The organism is Streptomyces sp. NPDC059080, from assembly GCF_042739975.1.
Lineage (GTDB): Bacteria > Actinomycetota > Actinomycetes > Streptomycetales > Streptomycetaceae > Streptomyces > Streptomyces benahoarensis.
Genome location: NZ_JBHYGX010000002.1, coordinates 116,711 through 131,887 on the forward strand (window position 1 = coordinate 116,711; position 15,177 = coordinate 131,887).

Annotated in this window: 14 protein-coding genes, 1 pseudogene and 1 riboswitch; of the genes and pseudogenes, 4 read left to right on the forward strand and 11 right to left on the reverse strand. The window is 73.0% G+C overall.

All coding sequences use genetic code 11. The annotated features are described in order from the left end of the window. Positions 1-216: 216 nt before the first annotated feature. From ACFWWQ_RS01875 to ACFWWQ_RS01885, 3 genes are all read right to left on the reverse strand, one after another. Positions 217-972: a CbtA family protein gene (locus ACFWWQ_RS01875; RefSeq protein WP_384588473.1), complete on the reverse strand. Its 756-nt coding sequence runs from the start codon at positions 970-972 to the stop codon at positions 217-219. A 22-nt stretch (positions 973-994) separates the two neighbouring features. Beyond that, the gene (locus ACFWWQ_RS01880) at positions 995-1,213 is read right to left on the reverse strand and encodes a CbtB-domain containing protein (protein WP_384588475.1); all 219 of its coding nucleotides are present in this window, start codon (positions 1,211-1,213) and stop codon (positions 995-997) included. 61 nt (positions 1,214-1,274) lie between these two features. Beyond that, positions 1,275-1,357: riboswitch (cobalamin riboswitch) on the reverse strand. A 145-nt stretch (positions 1,358-1,502) separates the two neighbouring features. Then, positions 1,503-1,802: a DUF4232 domain-containing protein gene (locus tag ACFWWQ_RS01885; protein WP_384588478.1), complete on the reverse strand. Its 300-nt coding sequence runs from the start codon at positions 1,800-1,802 to the stop codon at positions 1,503-1,505. A 300-nt stretch (positions 1,803-2,102) separates the two neighbouring features. Here ACFWWQ_RS01885 and ACFWWQ_RS01890 point away from each other — a divergent pair, with 300 nt between their 5' ends. Next, on the forward strand, positions 2,103-3,113 hold the full coding sequence (locus ACFWWQ_RS01890) for a MerR family transcriptional regulator (RefSeq protein WP_384588480.1): 1,011 nt from the start codon (positions 2,103-2,105) through the stop codon (positions 3,111-3,113). On the opposite strand, the gene ACFWWQ_RS01895 is transcribed toward ACFWWQ_RS01890, so the two are convergent. From ACFWWQ_RS01895 to ACFWWQ_RS01910, 4 genes and pseudogenes are all read right to left on the reverse strand, one after another. Then, positions 3,056-4,348, reverse strand: a complete 1,293-nt coding sequence (locus ACFWWQ_RS01895; RefSeq protein WP_384588483.1) for a lanthionine synthetase C family protein — start codon at positions 4,346-4,348, stop codon at positions 3,056-3,058. The genes ACFWWQ_RS01890 and ACFWWQ_RS01895 overlap by 58 nt on opposite strands. After that, positions 4,345-7,527 carry a lantibiotic dehydratase gene (locus ACFWWQ_RS01900; RefSeq protein ID WP_384588486.1) on the reverse strand — a complete coding sequence of 1,061 codons (3,183 nt, stop codon included), beginning with the start codon at positions 7,525-7,527 and terminating at the stop codon, positions 4,345-4,347. Before ACFWWQ_RS01900 ends, ACFWWQ_RS01895 begins: the two co-directional genes overlap by 4 nt. A gap of 235 nt (positions 7,528-7,762) precedes the next feature. Beyond that, the gene (locus ACFWWQ_RS01905) at positions 7,763-7,921 is read right to left on the reverse strand and encodes a hypothetical protein (protein ID WP_384588489.1); all 159 of its coding nucleotides are present in this window, start codon (positions 7,919-7,921) and stop codon (positions 7,763-7,765) included. Positions 7,922-8,200: 279 nt separating this feature from the next. Next, a pseudogene (locus ACFWWQ_RS01910) lies at positions 8,201-8,365 on the reverse strand (heme-binding protein); the annotation flags it as partial. A gap of 101 nt (positions 8,366-8,466) precedes the next feature. Between ACFWWQ_RS01910 and ACFWWQ_RS01915 the strand changes: the two are divergent. Further along, positions 8,467-8,916, forward strand: coding sequence for a VOC family protein (locus ACFWWQ_RS01915; protein ID WP_384588492.1), 450 nt, complete (start codon positions 8,467-8,469; stop codon positions 8,914-8,916). Continuing rightward, on the forward strand, positions 8,900-9,469 hold the full coding sequence (locus ACFWWQ_RS01920; protein ID WP_384588495.1) for a DinB family protein: 570 nt from the start codon (positions 8,900-8,902) through the stop codon (positions 9,467-9,469). Before ACFWWQ_RS01915 ends, ACFWWQ_RS01920 begins: the two co-directional genes overlap by 17 nt. 118 nt (positions 9,470-9,587) lie before the next feature. Here the strand turns inward: ACFWWQ_RS01920 and ACFWWQ_RS01925 are convergent, their stop codons facing one another. The 4 genes from ACFWWQ_RS01925 to ACFWWQ_RS01940 all read right to left on the reverse strand — a co-directional run bounded on the left by ACFWWQ_RS01925 (position 9,588) and on the right by ACFWWQ_RS01940 (position 14,050). After that, the gene (locus ACFWWQ_RS01925; RefSeq protein ID WP_384588498.1) at positions 9,588-11,381 is read right to left on the reverse strand and encodes an acyl-CoA dehydrogenase; all 1,794 of its coding nucleotides are present in this window, start codon (positions 11,379-11,381) and stop codon (positions 9,588-9,590) included. A 773-nt stretch (positions 11,382-12,154) separates the two neighbouring features. Continuing rightward, a complete protein-coding gene (gene cynS, locus ACFWWQ_RS01930) occupies positions 12,155-12,625 on the reverse strand; it encodes a cyanase (protein ID WP_384588501.1) in 471 nt (156 codons plus the stop codon). 182 nt (positions 12,626-12,807) lie between these two features. After that, positions 12,808-13,401 (reverse strand): carbonic anhydrase, encoded by a 594-nt coding sequence (locus tag ACFWWQ_RS01935; RefSeq protein WP_384588504.1) that lies wholly within the window; start codon positions 13,399-13,401, stop codon positions 12,808-12,810. A gap of 124 nt (positions 13,402-13,525) precedes the next feature. After that, positions 13,526-14,050: a GNAT family N-acetyltransferase gene (locus ACFWWQ_RS01940; RefSeq protein ID WP_384588507.1), complete on the reverse strand. Its 525-nt coding sequence runs from the start codon at positions 14,048-14,050 to the stop codon at positions 13,526-13,528. Positions 14,051-14,225: 175 nt separating this feature from the next. On the opposite strand from ACFWWQ_RS01940, the gene cynR reads away from it, so the two are divergent. Beyond that, positions 14,226-15,134: a transcriptional regulator CynR gene (cynR, locus tag ACFWWQ_RS01945; protein WP_384588510.1), complete on the forward strand. Its 909-nt coding sequence runs from the start codon at positions 14,226-14,228 to the stop codon at positions 15,132-15,134. Positions 15,135-15,177: the final 43 nt, after the last annotated feature.

Below are 15,177 nucleotides of genomic sequence, written 5' to 3' on the forward strand. Positions count from 1 at the left end.
GGCGCGGCGCGCGTTTTTTTTAGTCACCGGGGCGCGCGGTGTGGGCGTTCTGCCCGCCCGCGGGGCCGGGGTCCCCACCCCCCCCGCCCCCGGGCCGCCGGGGGGCGGGGGCCGGGGCCCACGCCACGCACCCGGCCGGGGAACGCGAAAGGGCCCCCGGCCGGTTGCCGGGGGCCCTCCGTGCGGGCGGCTCCTCTCAGGAACCGGTGGCTCGTCTCACGAACCGGCCGGTACCACCCGGTCGGACGCCGCCGGCTCCGGGCGCAGCAGCCGCTGCGCCAACTCGCCGAAGAGCAGCCCGAATCCGGCCCACAGGGTGAGCTGCATGCCGAGGGCGGAGAGCCGGAAGCGCCAGAGCAGCGCCGCCGGGAAGTGCTCCGGCACTTCGTCGATCACGGGCAGGAACGCATACGCGAGGCCGATGACCACCGCGAAGGCGAGCACGGCCACGACCGTCGCGTACCAGTTGCCGGTCCGGGGCGCGAGCTGTTTGCCCAGGAGCGTGGCGGCGACGGCGAGGAGCACGCTGAGCAGCATCATCAGGAAGTACAGGGCGGTCCGCTTGCCGATGGTGTCGGGGTCGCCGACGGCGGGCGGGTTCGCCGGGTACTTCAGGAACGGGACGACGTAGACGGCGAGCAGGGCGCAGCCGGACAGCAGCAGCGCGGTGGCGCGGGGACCGAAGCGGCCCACGCGGCCGAGGGCGAAACAGTAGGCGAGGGCGGCGATGCCGCCGAAGGCGACGCCGTAGACGAGGACGCCGGTGGCGAGCCCGGCGGTGGACTGCACGCCGCGGGAGACGAGTTCGGCCTCGTCGCCGTGGGAGTGCCCGGCGTGGGCCTCCTCGAAGCCGATGGCGCTGTTGACGTTCGGCTCGCCGAGGACGTAGGCGACGATCAGGGCGAGCACGCCGGTTCCCAGGCCGGCGAGCATGCCCCGAACGAGCAGGTTGCGGACGGTGGTGGAGTTCATGGAGGTTGCGGCGCCCCTTGCGTCAGTGGCAGGGGAAGCCGAGCAGGTGGCGGGCGTCGTGCACCCATTCATGGACCCCCGCGCCGTTGAACACGGAGGTGGCGCCCTGCTCGGCGCCGACGAAGTAGAGCAGGACGAGCATGAGAATGCCGAAGAAGACCGCCCAGGGAGCGACCGCCTTCAGCGGAAGCTTGGCGGGTATCGCGGGGGTGGCGGTCGGCTGGGCGAAGGGCTGCGCCATGGCGGTGCCTCCTTTGGGAGTTCGCGTCCCATCTCGGTGGTGCACAGGACGACGGCCCCGGGTCTGACTCACACGCCGCCCCGTCCGTGGGAAGGGGCGGCGTGCACACAGTGGCGCGACCGTGCCGGATTTGCACCGGCTTCCGTCGTGCCGTCGTCGATATCGCACCGAAGGTACCGCGTGGCGGGTGACCGGCCAAGGCCGGGCCCCGGAACGATCCGGCCCCCGCCGGGCGCCGGTACAGGTCGCCGGCGGGGGCGTGGCCGGATCGGGACCGTCGGAGGCGCTGTTACTTGCCCACGCCGACCGGGTCGACCGTGACGGCCGCGGGCTTGTCGGAGACGGGGAGGTTGATGCCGGCGGGCAGGGTGTGCGAGTGGGTCTCGTTGGGCGGGGTGACGATCAGGGAGGTGAAGGTCACGCCGCTGCCGCCGGAGGTGTTCGGCGGGGTGTTCAGGGTGAAACGGGTCTCCTCGCCGGGCTGGACGGTGACCTTCACCGGGGCGGCCTTGCTGCGGGTGGCGCTGATGGTGCCGTCCCTGCCCTTGAGGTCGACACCCGGGAAGCCCTGGAGGGAGCAGGCGCGCATCTTCTCTCCTTGCGGGGTGGTGCCGCTCACCCATGGGTGAGCCTTCCGTGATCACCGAGACTCCCATGTCACAGGGCCTCTCCCCCGCCCGGCCCCCTTGTCTCCACAGTCCGTTGACAAACGTGATGACGCCTGCGGCAGTGATACGCGGCTATGTCCGGATGCGGGTTTCCGGGGATGTGCGGGACGGGCCGGGCGGGGGCGCCACGGGGCATGCAGCCGGGGCGATCCGCCGCCCGGGGAGCGCCGGAGCCGGAACCGGGTTGCCTCTCCAGCGACTGGAGACTCCAGGATGGCGCCATGGACGGAACGACCCGCTACTCGATCGGGGAACTCTCCCGGCGCACCGGCGTGCCCGTGCGCACCATCCGGTTCTACTCCGACGAGGGGCTGGTCCCACCGGCCGACCGCACCCACGCCGGACACCGGCGCTACGCCCCCGCCGCCCTGCAACGCCTCGAACTGATCCGATCCCTGCGGGAGTTGGGCATCGGTCTCGCGACGATCCGCCGGGTGCTCGACCACGAGCTGCCGATGGCGCGGGTGGCGCTGGCGCAGGCCGAGGCCGTCGAGGTGCAGATCCGTGCGCTACGGCTGCGGCGGAGCGTGCTGCGCGCCGCGGCCGCGCGCGGCACCGGACCCGAGGAGACCACACTGATGCACCGACTCACCCAGCTGACCGGCGCGGAACGCCGCCGGATCACCGACGACTTCCTGGACGCCACCTTCGGCGCCGGGCACGATCCGGCCGCGGCCGCGATGGTGCGCACCGCGCTGCCCGATCTGCCGGAGGATCCGACCGCCGAACAGGTCGGCGCTTGGACGGAGATCGCCGGGCTTCTGGGCGACGCGGAGTTCCGCGCCCTGCTGGGGCGGGCGGCCGCGCGCCAGGCATCCGGCGAACCGCTCGCCTTCGAGGCGCTCGCCGGGGACGCGGTGGTGCAAGGCGCCCACCGCGCCCTCGCCGAGGCGCGGGACGCGGACCTCGACCCGGGCGGCGCGGAGGCGGCGGCGCTCGCCGACGCCCTCGTGCGGCGGTTCGCCGAGGCGTGCGGGCGCGCCCCGGACGCGGAGTTCCGGGCCTGGCTGACCGCGCAGCTGGCCGAGGCCCACGATCCGCGCGTCGAGCGGTACTGGCGTCTGGTGTGGACGGTCAACGGCTGGACGGTGCTGCCGCAGTTGGTACCGGTCCACCCGTGGTTCCTGCGGGCGCTGCGCGGCGGCCCCGGGCCGGATCGGCCGCGCGCCGCCGGTCAGCTCAGCAGCAGGGCCGCGTCCCAGCCGCCGGCGGGCGGTGCGCCCGTGGCATAGGCGTGCAGGGCAAGGGCGATGCCGGAGGCGCCGGTGAGGAGGCCGGCGCAGTTGACGACCTCGTCCGTGTCCGTCGCCGCCCAGCCGAAACCGAAGGGGCGGTCCGGGTCGTGGGCGTCCAGTGCTCGGGCGGCGAACCGGTCCTGGAGGGCGGCGAACCGGGCGTCGCCGGAGGCGTGGCGCAAGACCGTCGCCAGGTGCAGCAGTCCGGCCCAGCCGTGGCAGATTCCGGGGTCGCCGACGCCGAGCGGTTCGCCCAGGTCGCGCAGGGCGGCGTCCACCGCGGTCCGCCGCCAGTCGGGCCGGTCCAGTGCCACACCGGCCCGGTGGAGCACGGCGGCCACGCCGGGGGTTCCGTAGCACCACGCGGAGCGGCCGGCGTGGGCGGTGCGGCCGGCGGTGAAGTCCGCGAGCGGAACGACCGCGGGCCACCTGCCGTCGGCGGTGCGCCGCTCCAGCAGGAGCGCGGCCAGGTCCGCGACGGCCTCGCCGATCCCGGGCGCCGGCACCTGCGCCTGATGGGCGGTCACCAGCACCGACAACACTCCCGTGATGCCATGCGCCACGCCGAAGTTGAGGTGGCCGTCGGGGAATTCCGCGTCGTCGTCGCCGCGGTGCCCGCCCGGGGTCCACCAGCCCGGCACCGGTACCCCCTCGCGCGGCAGCGGTTCCAGGAGCCGGAGCAGATGGGTGACCGCCTCGGTCAGGGTGGGGTCGTCGGCCGGGCGCCGGGCCAGCAGCAGTCCGGTGAGGCCGGTGAGGCCGCTGATCAGGTCGTAGGCGGGGAAGCCGAGCCCGGCCCTGCGGGCCGTGAGGCGTCGCCGGTCCTCGTCCAGCCGGGCGCGGACGGCACGGACGACCACAGGGTCCAGCTGATGCAGCAGCCCCGCGTAGTCCTCCGGCGCCTGCCGGGCGGTGTGTGCGGCGAAGACCAGCGCGGGCACTCCTGCGTACAGCCCGCCCTGGAGCGCATAGGGAAGGCCGGCGACGGCCGCCTTCAGATGGGCGTGGACGGCGGGGCGGTGCCGCGGATCGTGGTGGGAGAGTTCGGCGAAGAGCAGGGCCACCCCGGGGTGGCCCTCGTCCAGGCCGGAGGCGGACCAGGAACACGCGGCGGCCGCTGTCTCTCCGGGGTCGGTCAGTCTGCCCGCGACCTCGGTGGCGGTCGCGGCGGCCCGGGTCCGCAGCGCGGCTCTGTCCAGGCCACCGGCGCGTTCCGTCATGGTGCCGGTCATCGGGCGTTCCGCCTGCGGTCGGTGTGAGCGCGGGCCGCGCCGCGGGCGACGGCGAGGGCGAGGTTCTCGTGGTCCCGGTCCACGCCCGCCAGCCGGTTGTGGTGCATGTGCAGCAGGGAGAGAAGCACCTGGTCGGGGCCGGACCAGGAGCGGTCGCCCAGATCGCGCAGGAGCTGCCCGTAGGCGGCGACGGCCTCGGCCCGGCGGGTCCAGGCGGTGCGCAGCGCCTCGTCGGTGGCGGCGGGGCCCGGTTCGGTGCGGTACGGGTCGACGAGCGTCAGGGCCTCGCGGCGGCGCTCCCGGAAGGCGCGCTGGCGCGTCTCGTCCTTGGGTACGACGCGGGTGAGCCATGCCGCGGCGGCCTCCCCTGCGTCCTCGTCGCCTCCGTGGAAGGCGCGGGTGAGGTCGGTGAAGCCCGCGGCCGCGCGCAGCAGCGGCTCGGTGGTGTCGGTGCGGGTGTAGGCGCGGCGCAGGTGTGCCACCGCGGCCACGCTGTCGGCGTGGAAGACCCGTTCGGCCGCGTCGATGGCCTCCGGACCGCCGTAGCGCTCCAGTTCGGGGTCGTAGGTGTCCCAGACCACCCGGTCGACCAGCCGGCCGTCGCGGAGCGCGGCGGTGAGGTCGTGCAGCCGGGGCGCCAGTGCGCCGTGCAGCACCTCGCGCGGGGCGTGGAAGCGCAGGCGCAGATGGGCCCCGTCGGCGTCCGCGTACCGCAGGAAGAACCAGCGGTCGACCTCGGGCGGCAACTGCTCCAGGAGCGGCGGCAGATGGACGGCGAGGAGCTCCTCGTGGCGTTCGGCCGGGGCGTACAGCGAGGTGTACAGCCAGTCGCCGCCCGGCAGATGGACGCCGGGCGCCGGGCGCGGCGGGGCGTGCCGTCGGCGCGTTGGCGGGGGCACGGTCGTGCTCTTCTCCGGGTGGATCCTCCGCAGCGGCACGGTGACCTCGGCGCACCGCGCGCCGTCCGGGCCGCCGAGCCAGCCGTCCGGGAGGCCGGCGGCGTCGGAGGGGACCTCCCGCAGTTCGGCCTGTTCGTTGCGGAGCAGTTCGTGCCGCAGGAGCGCGGCGTGGCCGGGCAGGCTCAGATCGAGCCGGACGCCCCGGTCCGACAGCCCCGCCCAGATCCGGTCGGGTACCCGCCACTGCTTCCGCCAGCGCTCCCACTCCTGCGACCACTGCGGGAACGGCAGGTCGGGGTCGCGCAGTGCGGCGGTGGGCCGCCAGCGCGCCAGGGCGAGCACGGTCCGCCCGTACCGGACGCGGGGCAGGTACGGCAGCGCACCGGCGACGCCCCATTCCCACTGCCGCCAGCGACGTACCCCGCTGTCGGCGAGTTCGCAGAGGAAGCGGGCCGCGTTGGGCAGCGCCCACTGCGGGTTGAGCACATGGAAGACCGCGGGGTCGACGCGGCGGCCGGATGTGGTGTCCACCAGGTACAGCCGGTCGTGGTCGGCGCCCACGGCGAGGCGGCGCAGGTCCAGGACGGCGGGGTCGTCCGGGTCGGCGAAGCAGCCCACCGGCAGGGTGCGGTCCAGCCACTGCGGGACCTGGGCCACGTTGGCGGCCCGTGCGCGGCCGGGGCGGAACCCCACCTGCGCGCCGAGGGCGTCACCGGACGTGGAGCCCGTACGTGCCATCTCGGCCAGGGCTGCGCGGTCCTCTTCTCCCAGCAGGTAGCCGAAACGCCCCAGCAGGGCCCCGGCCTTCCCGGAGCCGCCGGCGAACACCAGCCGGAAGTCACCGTCGGCCAGCGCCTCGCAGGAGGCGGCGAGCAGATGCGCGTTCAGTTCCAGGGAGGCAGGCGGCCGACCCCCGTTGTCGGTCAGGGCGCGTACGGCGGGGTGGTCGTCGTCGAGCACCACTTCGTCGGCGCCGTCCAGCAGCGCCTGTTGCGCCAGCTCCGCCAGGATCCGGTCGCGCTGCCGGTCGGGGTCGTCGATGGGGACGCGGCGGGGGCTCGGCGGACGCTGATAGGTGGCGGGGGCGGCCAGGCCGGTGCCCGGGTCCAGCAGTTCCCGCACCGGGACGAGGCGTTCGGTTCCGTAGCGCTCCAGGAACGCGCCGTGGTACTCGCGCAGATGGCCGGGGTCGCTCTGCTGCGGGGAGAGCCGCCAGAGCAGGGTGGCGGCGCGGGCTGCCTCCTCGGCCACGGCGACCGGCAGGTGCGCCTCGGCGTCGAGCGCCAGGTCGACCTGGAGGGGGCGCGGCCGGTCGTTCAGCTCCCGCATGCGGTCGGTGAGCTTGCGCAGTGCGGCGTGTCCGTCACCGAGACCCTGGGAGCTGTACCGGGACATCTCCTCCCGTATGGCGGCAAGTTCGGCGTACTCCGGAAGGTGCTCGGCGGGCGCGTCGGCGCAGACCTGGAGGACATGTCCCAGCGGGTCGACGGCCTCCAGGGGCGGTCGGGCGTCGGTGAGCAGGATTTCCTTGGCGACCAGTTCGGTCAGTACGCCGTCCACCGCCTGCGCGGGGGCGCCCGGGAAGCGCTCCAGCAGGGTCCGGGCCAGCTCCGCGCCGCGCACGGGCCGGCGGGCGGTCTCCAGCACCGCTTGGACGACGACGGTGTTCCGGACGCTGACCTCCTGCACCATACGTTCGGCTCCGGTCGCGCCGTGCCCGGTCGGTTCCGCTCGGGTGCTCTGCGGGACGTAGGGGAGGACCAGCCGGTCGCCGCGTACGGAACACAGTGCGTTGCCGACCACTCGCAGGTGGGCCAGCACGCCGGGGCGGCGTTCCCAGGCTGCCACCAGTTCGGTGAGCCATTCCTGGTCCGGCCGGACGGCACGGGTGTGCGCGTCGCCCCAGCGCGCCTTGGCGGAGCCGTCCGCGAAACGGACGGGTGCGACGCCGGCGATCAGACCGAACGGGGTGGCGCGACCGCTCATCCGCAGCCGGTAGGTGGTCAGGGCGCGTACGGAACGCCGTAGTTGCGGCAGAGCGACGCTGCGCCCGTCGTCCAGAACGCGCCGCACCACACCGGCCAGCGACGGGCTGGAGATCTCGATGGCCTCGCGTACCAGCGGGTCGTCGGCCAGGGCATGCAGCGACCGGGTGAGCGAGGCGCTCTCGTCCGCGTCGGGCTCGGTGTCCGCTCGTACTGCGGCGCCCTCGCCCACCGGCCGGACGGGGGCCCGGAGCATGCCGATGCCGGCACCGCGGAACAGGAACTCCTCGGACATGATGAGCCTTTCTCGGCGCGCCGCACCTCGCGGGGAGCGGCGCTGCGTTCGCTCCGCAGGACCGGGGCGGCGCACGGCGACTGCGGGTGTCGCGTCCGGCGGGGCCGTTGCCGCGCACCTCCACGGCTGCGGGTGAGGTTCAGGAGGGGGCCGCCCCGCAGCCGGCGGGCGGCCCGGAAGGCGGGGCCCGGAACTCGCCATGGGCCCCGCCCCGGGGAGAACTCCCCGATTCGGGTCAGCAGCCCGCAGCGGCCACGAAGGACACGGAACAGGTCGCACAGATCGAGATCGTGGTGGAGGTGGTGTTTTCGTCGGAGAGCCCCGCGGAGACCGACTTCTCCGTGGCGAGCTCGCGAACGTCCAGGTCAAAGGCGTCAAGCAGGTCGGCAGGCATAACAACTCTCCATGCGTGGTGGGGACATCGGTTCCGCGGCGCCGACTGGACGTCCCTCCCCCGCGCCTGACAGTCGTACAGCCGGAGAGGACGAAGCACCGGCACCGCGCGCAATTGATCTTCACATCGCGCTCAGCCGCACATCACACCCACCTGGGGGTTGTTGATCTTGAGGGCTAATGATATTGACGGTGCGTCAGCGTCCTTCGCTCACAGGACGGCGACGCCCAGCGGCCGTTGCCCCGCGGCCAGGCGGTGGACGGTGCCGGAGGCGATATCGACGACGGAGATGCCGTTCTTGACCGCCGACTCGTAGGACTGCGGGCCCGCGCCGTCGCCGCGCAGCGTGACGAGCGTGTTGCCGTTGCGGTCCACGACGGCGACGGAGACCTTCTGGTTCGCCCTCTTCGCGGCGTCCAGGACGGCCTGGGCGGCCTTGGTTGACGGTCCGGGAAAACAGCGGTTAGCGTCCGCAACGGCATCGCGTGCCGGTCACCGACCGGGTGAGGCATGGAGGTGCCGGGACATGCCTTCGGAGGCATTCCATGTCGGTCGAGCTGAATCACACCCTCGTGCATGCCCGGGACAACCGGGAATCCGCCGCGTTCCTCACGGAACTGCTGGGCCTGGAAATCACCGCGGAGTGGGGGCCGTTCGTCGCGGTCGCGCTGGGCAACGGCGTCACCCTGGACTTCGCCACCGTCCCCGCCGGCGACATCGCCCCGCAGCACTACGCCTTCCTCGTCTCCGAGGAGGTGTTCGAGGCGGCGTACGCGAAGATCGCGCGCCGCGGCATCACACACTACGCCGATCCGCACGGCGAACGCCCCGGGGAGATCAACCACAACGACGGCGGGCGCGGCGTCTACTTCCTCGACCCCGCGGGGCACTTCATGGAGCTGCTGACCGTGCCGTACGGCGGGTGGCCCGCCCAGGGCCCGGGAAATGAGGTGGCATCCGGGGCTGCCGGACGCCACCATGCCCCGTATGAGTGACGAACCCGCGCGATGGACCCAGGCAACCGTCTACCCCGACATGTGGGCAGATCCGGACGACGACCCCCGCGAGAACACCGGTCCCAGCCCGGACGGTGAACTCGCCACGTTCCAGGACTTCCTGACGGGATATCGCCTGACTCTGCGGATGAAGTGCGAGGGGCTGGACGCGGAGCAGTTGGCGCGCCGGTCGGTGCCGCCGTCGACGATGTCGCTGCTCGGCCTGGTGCGGCATCTCGCCGAGACGGAGCGGGACTGGCGCAACTGGATCGGCGACGAGCCCCCGCTGGCGAAGCTGTACGGCGCGCGGGACGCGGACTTCGACGACGCCGTCGCCGAGCAGTCCGTGGTCGATGCCGCCTACCGCGACCTGGAGCGCGAACAGGAGGCGACCGATGCCGCGCTGGCCGCCCACCCGGATCTGGGCGAGCGGGTGGGCAAGGACAAGATCGCGATCCGGGAGCTGATGGTCCACCGGATCGAGGAGTACGCCCGCCACTGCGGCCACGCCGATCTGCTGCGCGAGCGCGTCGACGGGCGGGTGGGCCAGTAACGCGGTGAGCCGCCTCCTGCCGCCACCGCCCCGGACCGTCAACCGTTCTTGACGGCCCGGGGCGGCGTGTCCGGCGGCATCGCGCCCGCCCGGGTCGGGCACCACCCACCCCGGCGGGTCAGTACGCCAGTTGGCCGCTGCCCCGTGTGGTGAGGAGGTGACCGTTCAGGACATCGTCGGCGACGCCGAAACCGGCCGTCAGGGTCAGCGCATGCGGGGCCAGTTCCTCGACGACCGCGTCGGCGAGGTCGGGGAGGCCGCCGACCTGATCGGCGGTGAGGGCGCCGTCGGCCAGGAGGTCCCCGCCGTGCGCGGCGACGCTCCGCAGGGCGAACAGCCGGTGCAGGGCGTGCAGGAGGGAGGCGGCGGCCGGGTCGGTGGCCCGGCGGGCAGCCGCGAGCAGGCCCTCGGCGGCAAGCCGCTGGGCGTGGGCGTCGACCAGCCGCAGAGCGGGGGCAACGGTGCGGTTCCAGCGGCCGAGCGGACCGCCGGCACCACCGGAACGCAGGCGGGTGCGGGCCCGCCGGTGCCAGATGCGCTCGATGTCTGCGAGCAGGTCCTGCAGGACGTCGGGGTCGGTGGGACTGCGCTCGGCAGCGGGGGTATCGGACGGCGGCCGGGGGGTGAAGTGGCCGAGCAGCATCTCACCGGCGGCTTTGGTCCAGATGACGAGGTTGTCGCCCTCGGCCGTGATGGTGCCTTCGTTGGCGGCGAGCTGCGCGGCGATGCCGTTGGCGAGGAACAGGCCCTGCGCACCGCAGCGTTCCCGGCACTCCGTCATCACGGCGCGCGCCTGCCAGGTGATCCAGCCCTTGGCGACGGCGACGAGCCGCTCGGCGTCCTCCCGGGCCGCACCGCTCGTCCGGCCGTCCCGCGCCCAGCGCCGTACCGCCGTGCGCTGCAGCAGGGTGGCGGCGTACGCGGTGGCGAGGGCGTCCAGCAGCGGGGCGTGGTGGCTGCGGTAGGCGAAGAGGGGGACCGAGGGGCCCGAGGTGATGCCCGAGGTGTGCCGGCGGTGGGCGTGGTGCACCGCGACGGTGACGGCGTGGCGGGTGAGGCCGAGGCTGGAGGCGCTCATGCAGAGTTTGCCCTCGGTGACGCGGCCGACCGAGGCGAGGAACCGTTTGCGGCGGTTGCCGACCGTGCTGCTGAAGGAACCGTCGGGCCGCAGCCGTCCGTGGTCGGCCTGGAGCATCGCCTCGTACGGCAGCCGGACGCGATCGAAGGAGGTGACGCAGTGGTCGACCGGGGCGGTGCCCGTCTGCGGCAGTCTGCGTATCTCCACGCCCGGCAGCGGGCGTCCGGTGTCGTCGTGGAGCGGGGTGAGGAAGAGGAAGACGCCCTCGTCCCTGCCTCCGACGAGGAGGCGAGCGGCGACGACGGCGGTCTTGGGGCCGCCGACGGAGGAGGTGTTCGGCATGAACTTCGCCGCGGCGGCCGACGGCGTGTGCAGGAGGAAGGTGCGGGTGGCCGGGTCGTAGGCGGCGGTGGTCTCCAGGGAGGAGGCACTGTTGCCGTGGCCCGCCTCGGTGCACAGGAAGGTGCCCGTGCGCCGGAGGGAGGTGAAATCCCGCAGGTCGCGCCGGTCGCCGTCGTGGTCGAGCAGGCTGCCGAGGAAGAGGTTGAAGTGGATGGACCCGACCGTGAGCAGCCCCGGGTCCACGGGCCCGACCCATTCGTGAAGTGCGGCGAGCTGTTCGATGTCCGAGGCGAACCGCTCAGGGGCGGTGACGGTCTCGTTGACCGCGTGCAGCCGTTCGTAGGACAGAGCGGCCCGTTCCTCCGGGGACAGCCCTTCCCGGTACCGGAAGGCGGCCGTGGAGAAGAGTCTCCGCCACGGCTCATGCAATTGTTCGAATTGGTCTCCGAAGAGAATCCGGTTGAGGTCTGCGGCGGTGGAACGAATTTCCACTCCGGGGAGTTGAGTGAGCACGTTCCGCAACGTAGGACAGGTTTCACTTCCTTCTCAACGTGATCACCGACACGATTCCGGCTCGACGGGATACGGGTATCCTTCCCGCCCCTCGCCGACGCCCTGCCCCTTCCCTCCCTCCGGGGCCACTCCGCCCCTGACAACGGCGACGACCGCGGTGACACCGGGCATGCGGGCACCTCCGGCGCTCCCGGGGGCGCCCTGCCCCGGCGGTGAATTACCGAAGCCCCCGGAAATCGAGAGCCGCACGGCAATTCCTCGCGGACGAGGCCGCGCAGTGGCACGGTAAACCAACCGACACACAGGTGACGGAAAACCCCCCTCCACCACGGAGAGAATTCCGACGGCCCGCACGAAATACTCGGACGGGCACGGTATTCACCATCGCGACGACAGCGGATGCGACATCAACTCCCGCCGTTTCGCGAATACTTCGCGAATCGGCTCACCGTGCCGTACGGGTTGGCCCGAGCGGCGGTACGGGCCGAGGCCGCGCTCCGTGCTGGAGTGCGGCCCTCGGCCCGCGCGCGGACGGCGTGTTGATGCAGCGCCGGTCAGGAGGTGGGGGCGCCGGCGACGCGGCGCTCACCGCCGTTGCGCTCCTGCCACCGGCGGTAGACGTCGACGGCGTCCTCCCGTGGCTCGTACGTCATGGGCAGTCCGGGCGCCCGCCCTCCTCGACGTTGCGCCGGGCGAGGTCGATGGTGCGCTGTGCGAAGTCCACGGTTCCTCCGGGGAGTTGATGAGGCGGGTCAGAAGGGCTTGGTCGGCAGGTACTTGCCGTCAAGGGTCACGACGGCGCGCTCGCCGCCCTCGGGGTCGGCGACCTTCTTGACGTCCAGCTTGAAGTTGATCGCGCTGATGATGCCGTCGCCGAACTGCTCGTGGATCAGGGCCTTGAGAGTGGTGCCGTAGACCTGGAGCATTTCGTAGAAGCGGTAGATCGTCGGGTCGGTCGGGATGCCGCCGGGGATCGAACCGCGGGTGGGGATGGTCTGCAGGAGCGCCGCGGCGTCCGCGTCCAGCTCCAGCAGTGCGGCGACGGCGAGCGCGGAGCGCTCCGGCAGGGCGTGCTGCCCCAGGACGGCGGCGGTGACGAACGCGACGGACAGCCCGGCGGCGTCCGCGATCTCCTGCCAGGTCAGGTCCTTACGGGTCTTGGACTCGACGGCGACGAGGGCCAGGGCCTGACGGGCGGCGGGGTCGAACTGGGCGTGCGGCATGGCGGGTTCCTCATTCGTGAGCAGGTGGTTCCAGATCGGCTCACGAGCGAGCCGCTGGATGGTCGAGTGGGCTGGGTTCGTAGGGGTCGCGTGGGCGCCGGGCAGACTCCTGTTGCTTTCGGGAGGCGCCGGACGCGCGGTGCGTCCGGCCACGGGGGGCGGAGGGTGGGTGGCAGGGGCCGTCAGACACCGGCGCGGTCGAGGGTTTCGAGCCGGTCGACCGTGCCGGAGGCGATGTCGAAGACCCAGCCGTGCAGCGTGAGGCGCCGCTCGGCGAGGGCCCGCGCCACCGAGGGGTGGGTGGCCAGGTTCCGCAGCTGGGCGGAGACGTTGGCCCACACCAGGGCGGTCACCTCGCCCGGTCCCGCGGCGGCGGCGCGGGCGAGGGAGGCGTCCGCGTGGCGCAGCAGCCAGGTGGCGACCTGGGGTGCGCCGGTGAGGTCGTGTCCCTCGGCCAGCGCCGTCATCGCGCCGCAGCCGGAGTGGCCGCAGACGATGACGTCGGTGACGCCCAGCACGCTCACCGCGTACTCGATGCTCGCGGCGGTGCCGTCGGCGGTCGGGCTGTGGGCGGGGACGAGATTGCCCGCCGTACGGATGACGAACAGTTCCCCGGGCTCGCTCTGGGTGATCAGCTCGGGCACCACCCGGGCGTCGGAGCAGCCGATGAACAGCGTGGTGGGCCGGTGCTCGGTGGCCAGCCGGGCGAAGAGCCCGGCCTTCGCCGGGAAGACGTCCCGGCGGAAGGTGGCGACACCGTCCATGAGGTCGTGCATGGTCACTCCCTTCAGTGGCTGCCGGCCCCTGCCGGGCCGACGGGATCCACCATGCACGACCTGGGACTATAGCGTCCAAGACGTAGTCGCCATGATTACTATTGGTGTCGTCTATATGTGTCGTCTATACGTGTGCGCCCGCGCCGGAGGAGAACTCGTCCCGGGCCAGGGCATGGACGGTGCAGGGGCGGCCGAGGACCGTGTCCTCGCGCAGACGCGTGAATCCGAGGCGCTGAGCGACGGCGGAAGAGCCGGTGTTCCCGTGGTGGATCATGGCGGTGATCTGCTGGAGCCCCAGGGCCCCGAAGCCCCAGGCGAGGACCGCTCGGGCCGCTTCCGTGGCATAGCCTCGCCCCCAATGGGCGCGGGCGAAGGTCCAGCCGATTTCGGTCTCGTCGAACTGTTCCCACCAGTTGAGGCCGCAGCGCCCCACCACTTGGCCGGTACCGCGCAGTTCGACGGCGCACAGTCCGTGGCCGCGCTGAGCCCACTGCTGCTGTATCGCATGCAGGCGTGCCGTGGCCTGTTCCCGGGTGTAGCTGCCGACGAACCGGTTGACCTCCTCATCGGCGTGGAGGCGCACCCACCAGTCGGTATCGGCGTCGGTGAGCGGGCGCAGCCGGAGGCGTTCTGTGGTGATCACTGACATACACATCCTTTTCCCGGGGCGAGTTGAGGGCAACGCACTACTTGGCCGGCAATGGCTGAGACTGTGCCGTGGGCGCGCCGTGCACCACGTATCCGCGGTGCGCTCTGCCGTAAGGCCGAACGGCCCGTCGCGGGCCGGTGCGGGTGCCCGGCGGGCCGCTGCCTATAGTCCGCATATGGGTCCGGAACTACGTCATCTGCGCTATCTGATCGCGGTCGCCGAGCACGGCAACTTCACCCGCGCCGCGGAGGCGCTGACCGTCTCCCAGCCGACGCTCTCGCAGCAGATCAAGCAGCTGGAACGGTCGGTGGGCGCCCAGCTTCTCGATCGCAGCGGGCGCGCGGTGCGGCTGACCGACGCGGGCACCGCCTACGTCCACTACGCGCGGCGGGCACTGCGGGAGCTGGCCGCCGCCGACCGCGCGGTCCTGGACGTCGCGGACCTGACCCGGGGCCATCTGCGGCTGGCCATGACGCCGACGTTCACCGCGTATCTCCTCGGCCCGCTGGTGGCGGCGCTGCACGACGAGCACCCCGGGCTGACGCTGGAGGTGCACGAGCAGGCGCAGGACCGTATCGAGGCGGGGCTGCTCGCCGACGAGATCGACCTGGGTATCGCCTTCGAGGGCCCGCATCTGCCGGGCATCGCCGCCACCGCGCTGTTCGCCGAGACCCTCGGGCTGGTCGCCACCGCGCACCGGTCCGGGGCGGACGATCCGCGGCCGATGCCGGTGGACCGGCTCGGCGGGCAGCCGCTCGCGCTGCTCAGCGAGGACTTCGCGACCCGGCGCCATATCGATGCCTACTTCGCCCACCACCGCATCGGCCCGCCGATCGTGGTGGAGGCCAACACCATCCAGGCGCTCACCGAGATCGTGCGGCGCACCCCGCTGCTGGCCACCGTGCTGCCCGACGCGATCACCGACGACCATCCGCATCTGGCGCCGGTGCCGCTCGATCCGCCGCTGCCCACCCGTGTGGCGGCGTTGTTGCGGCGGGAGAGCGCCTACCGCAGCGCCGCCGCCCGCGCCTTCACCCGCGTGGTCGCGCAGGTCGTCCGCGACCGCGGCTACCCACCGGCCTGAGCGTGGCGCCGGGCGCGCGAGGCCGGGGCGGGGCGGGCGCCGA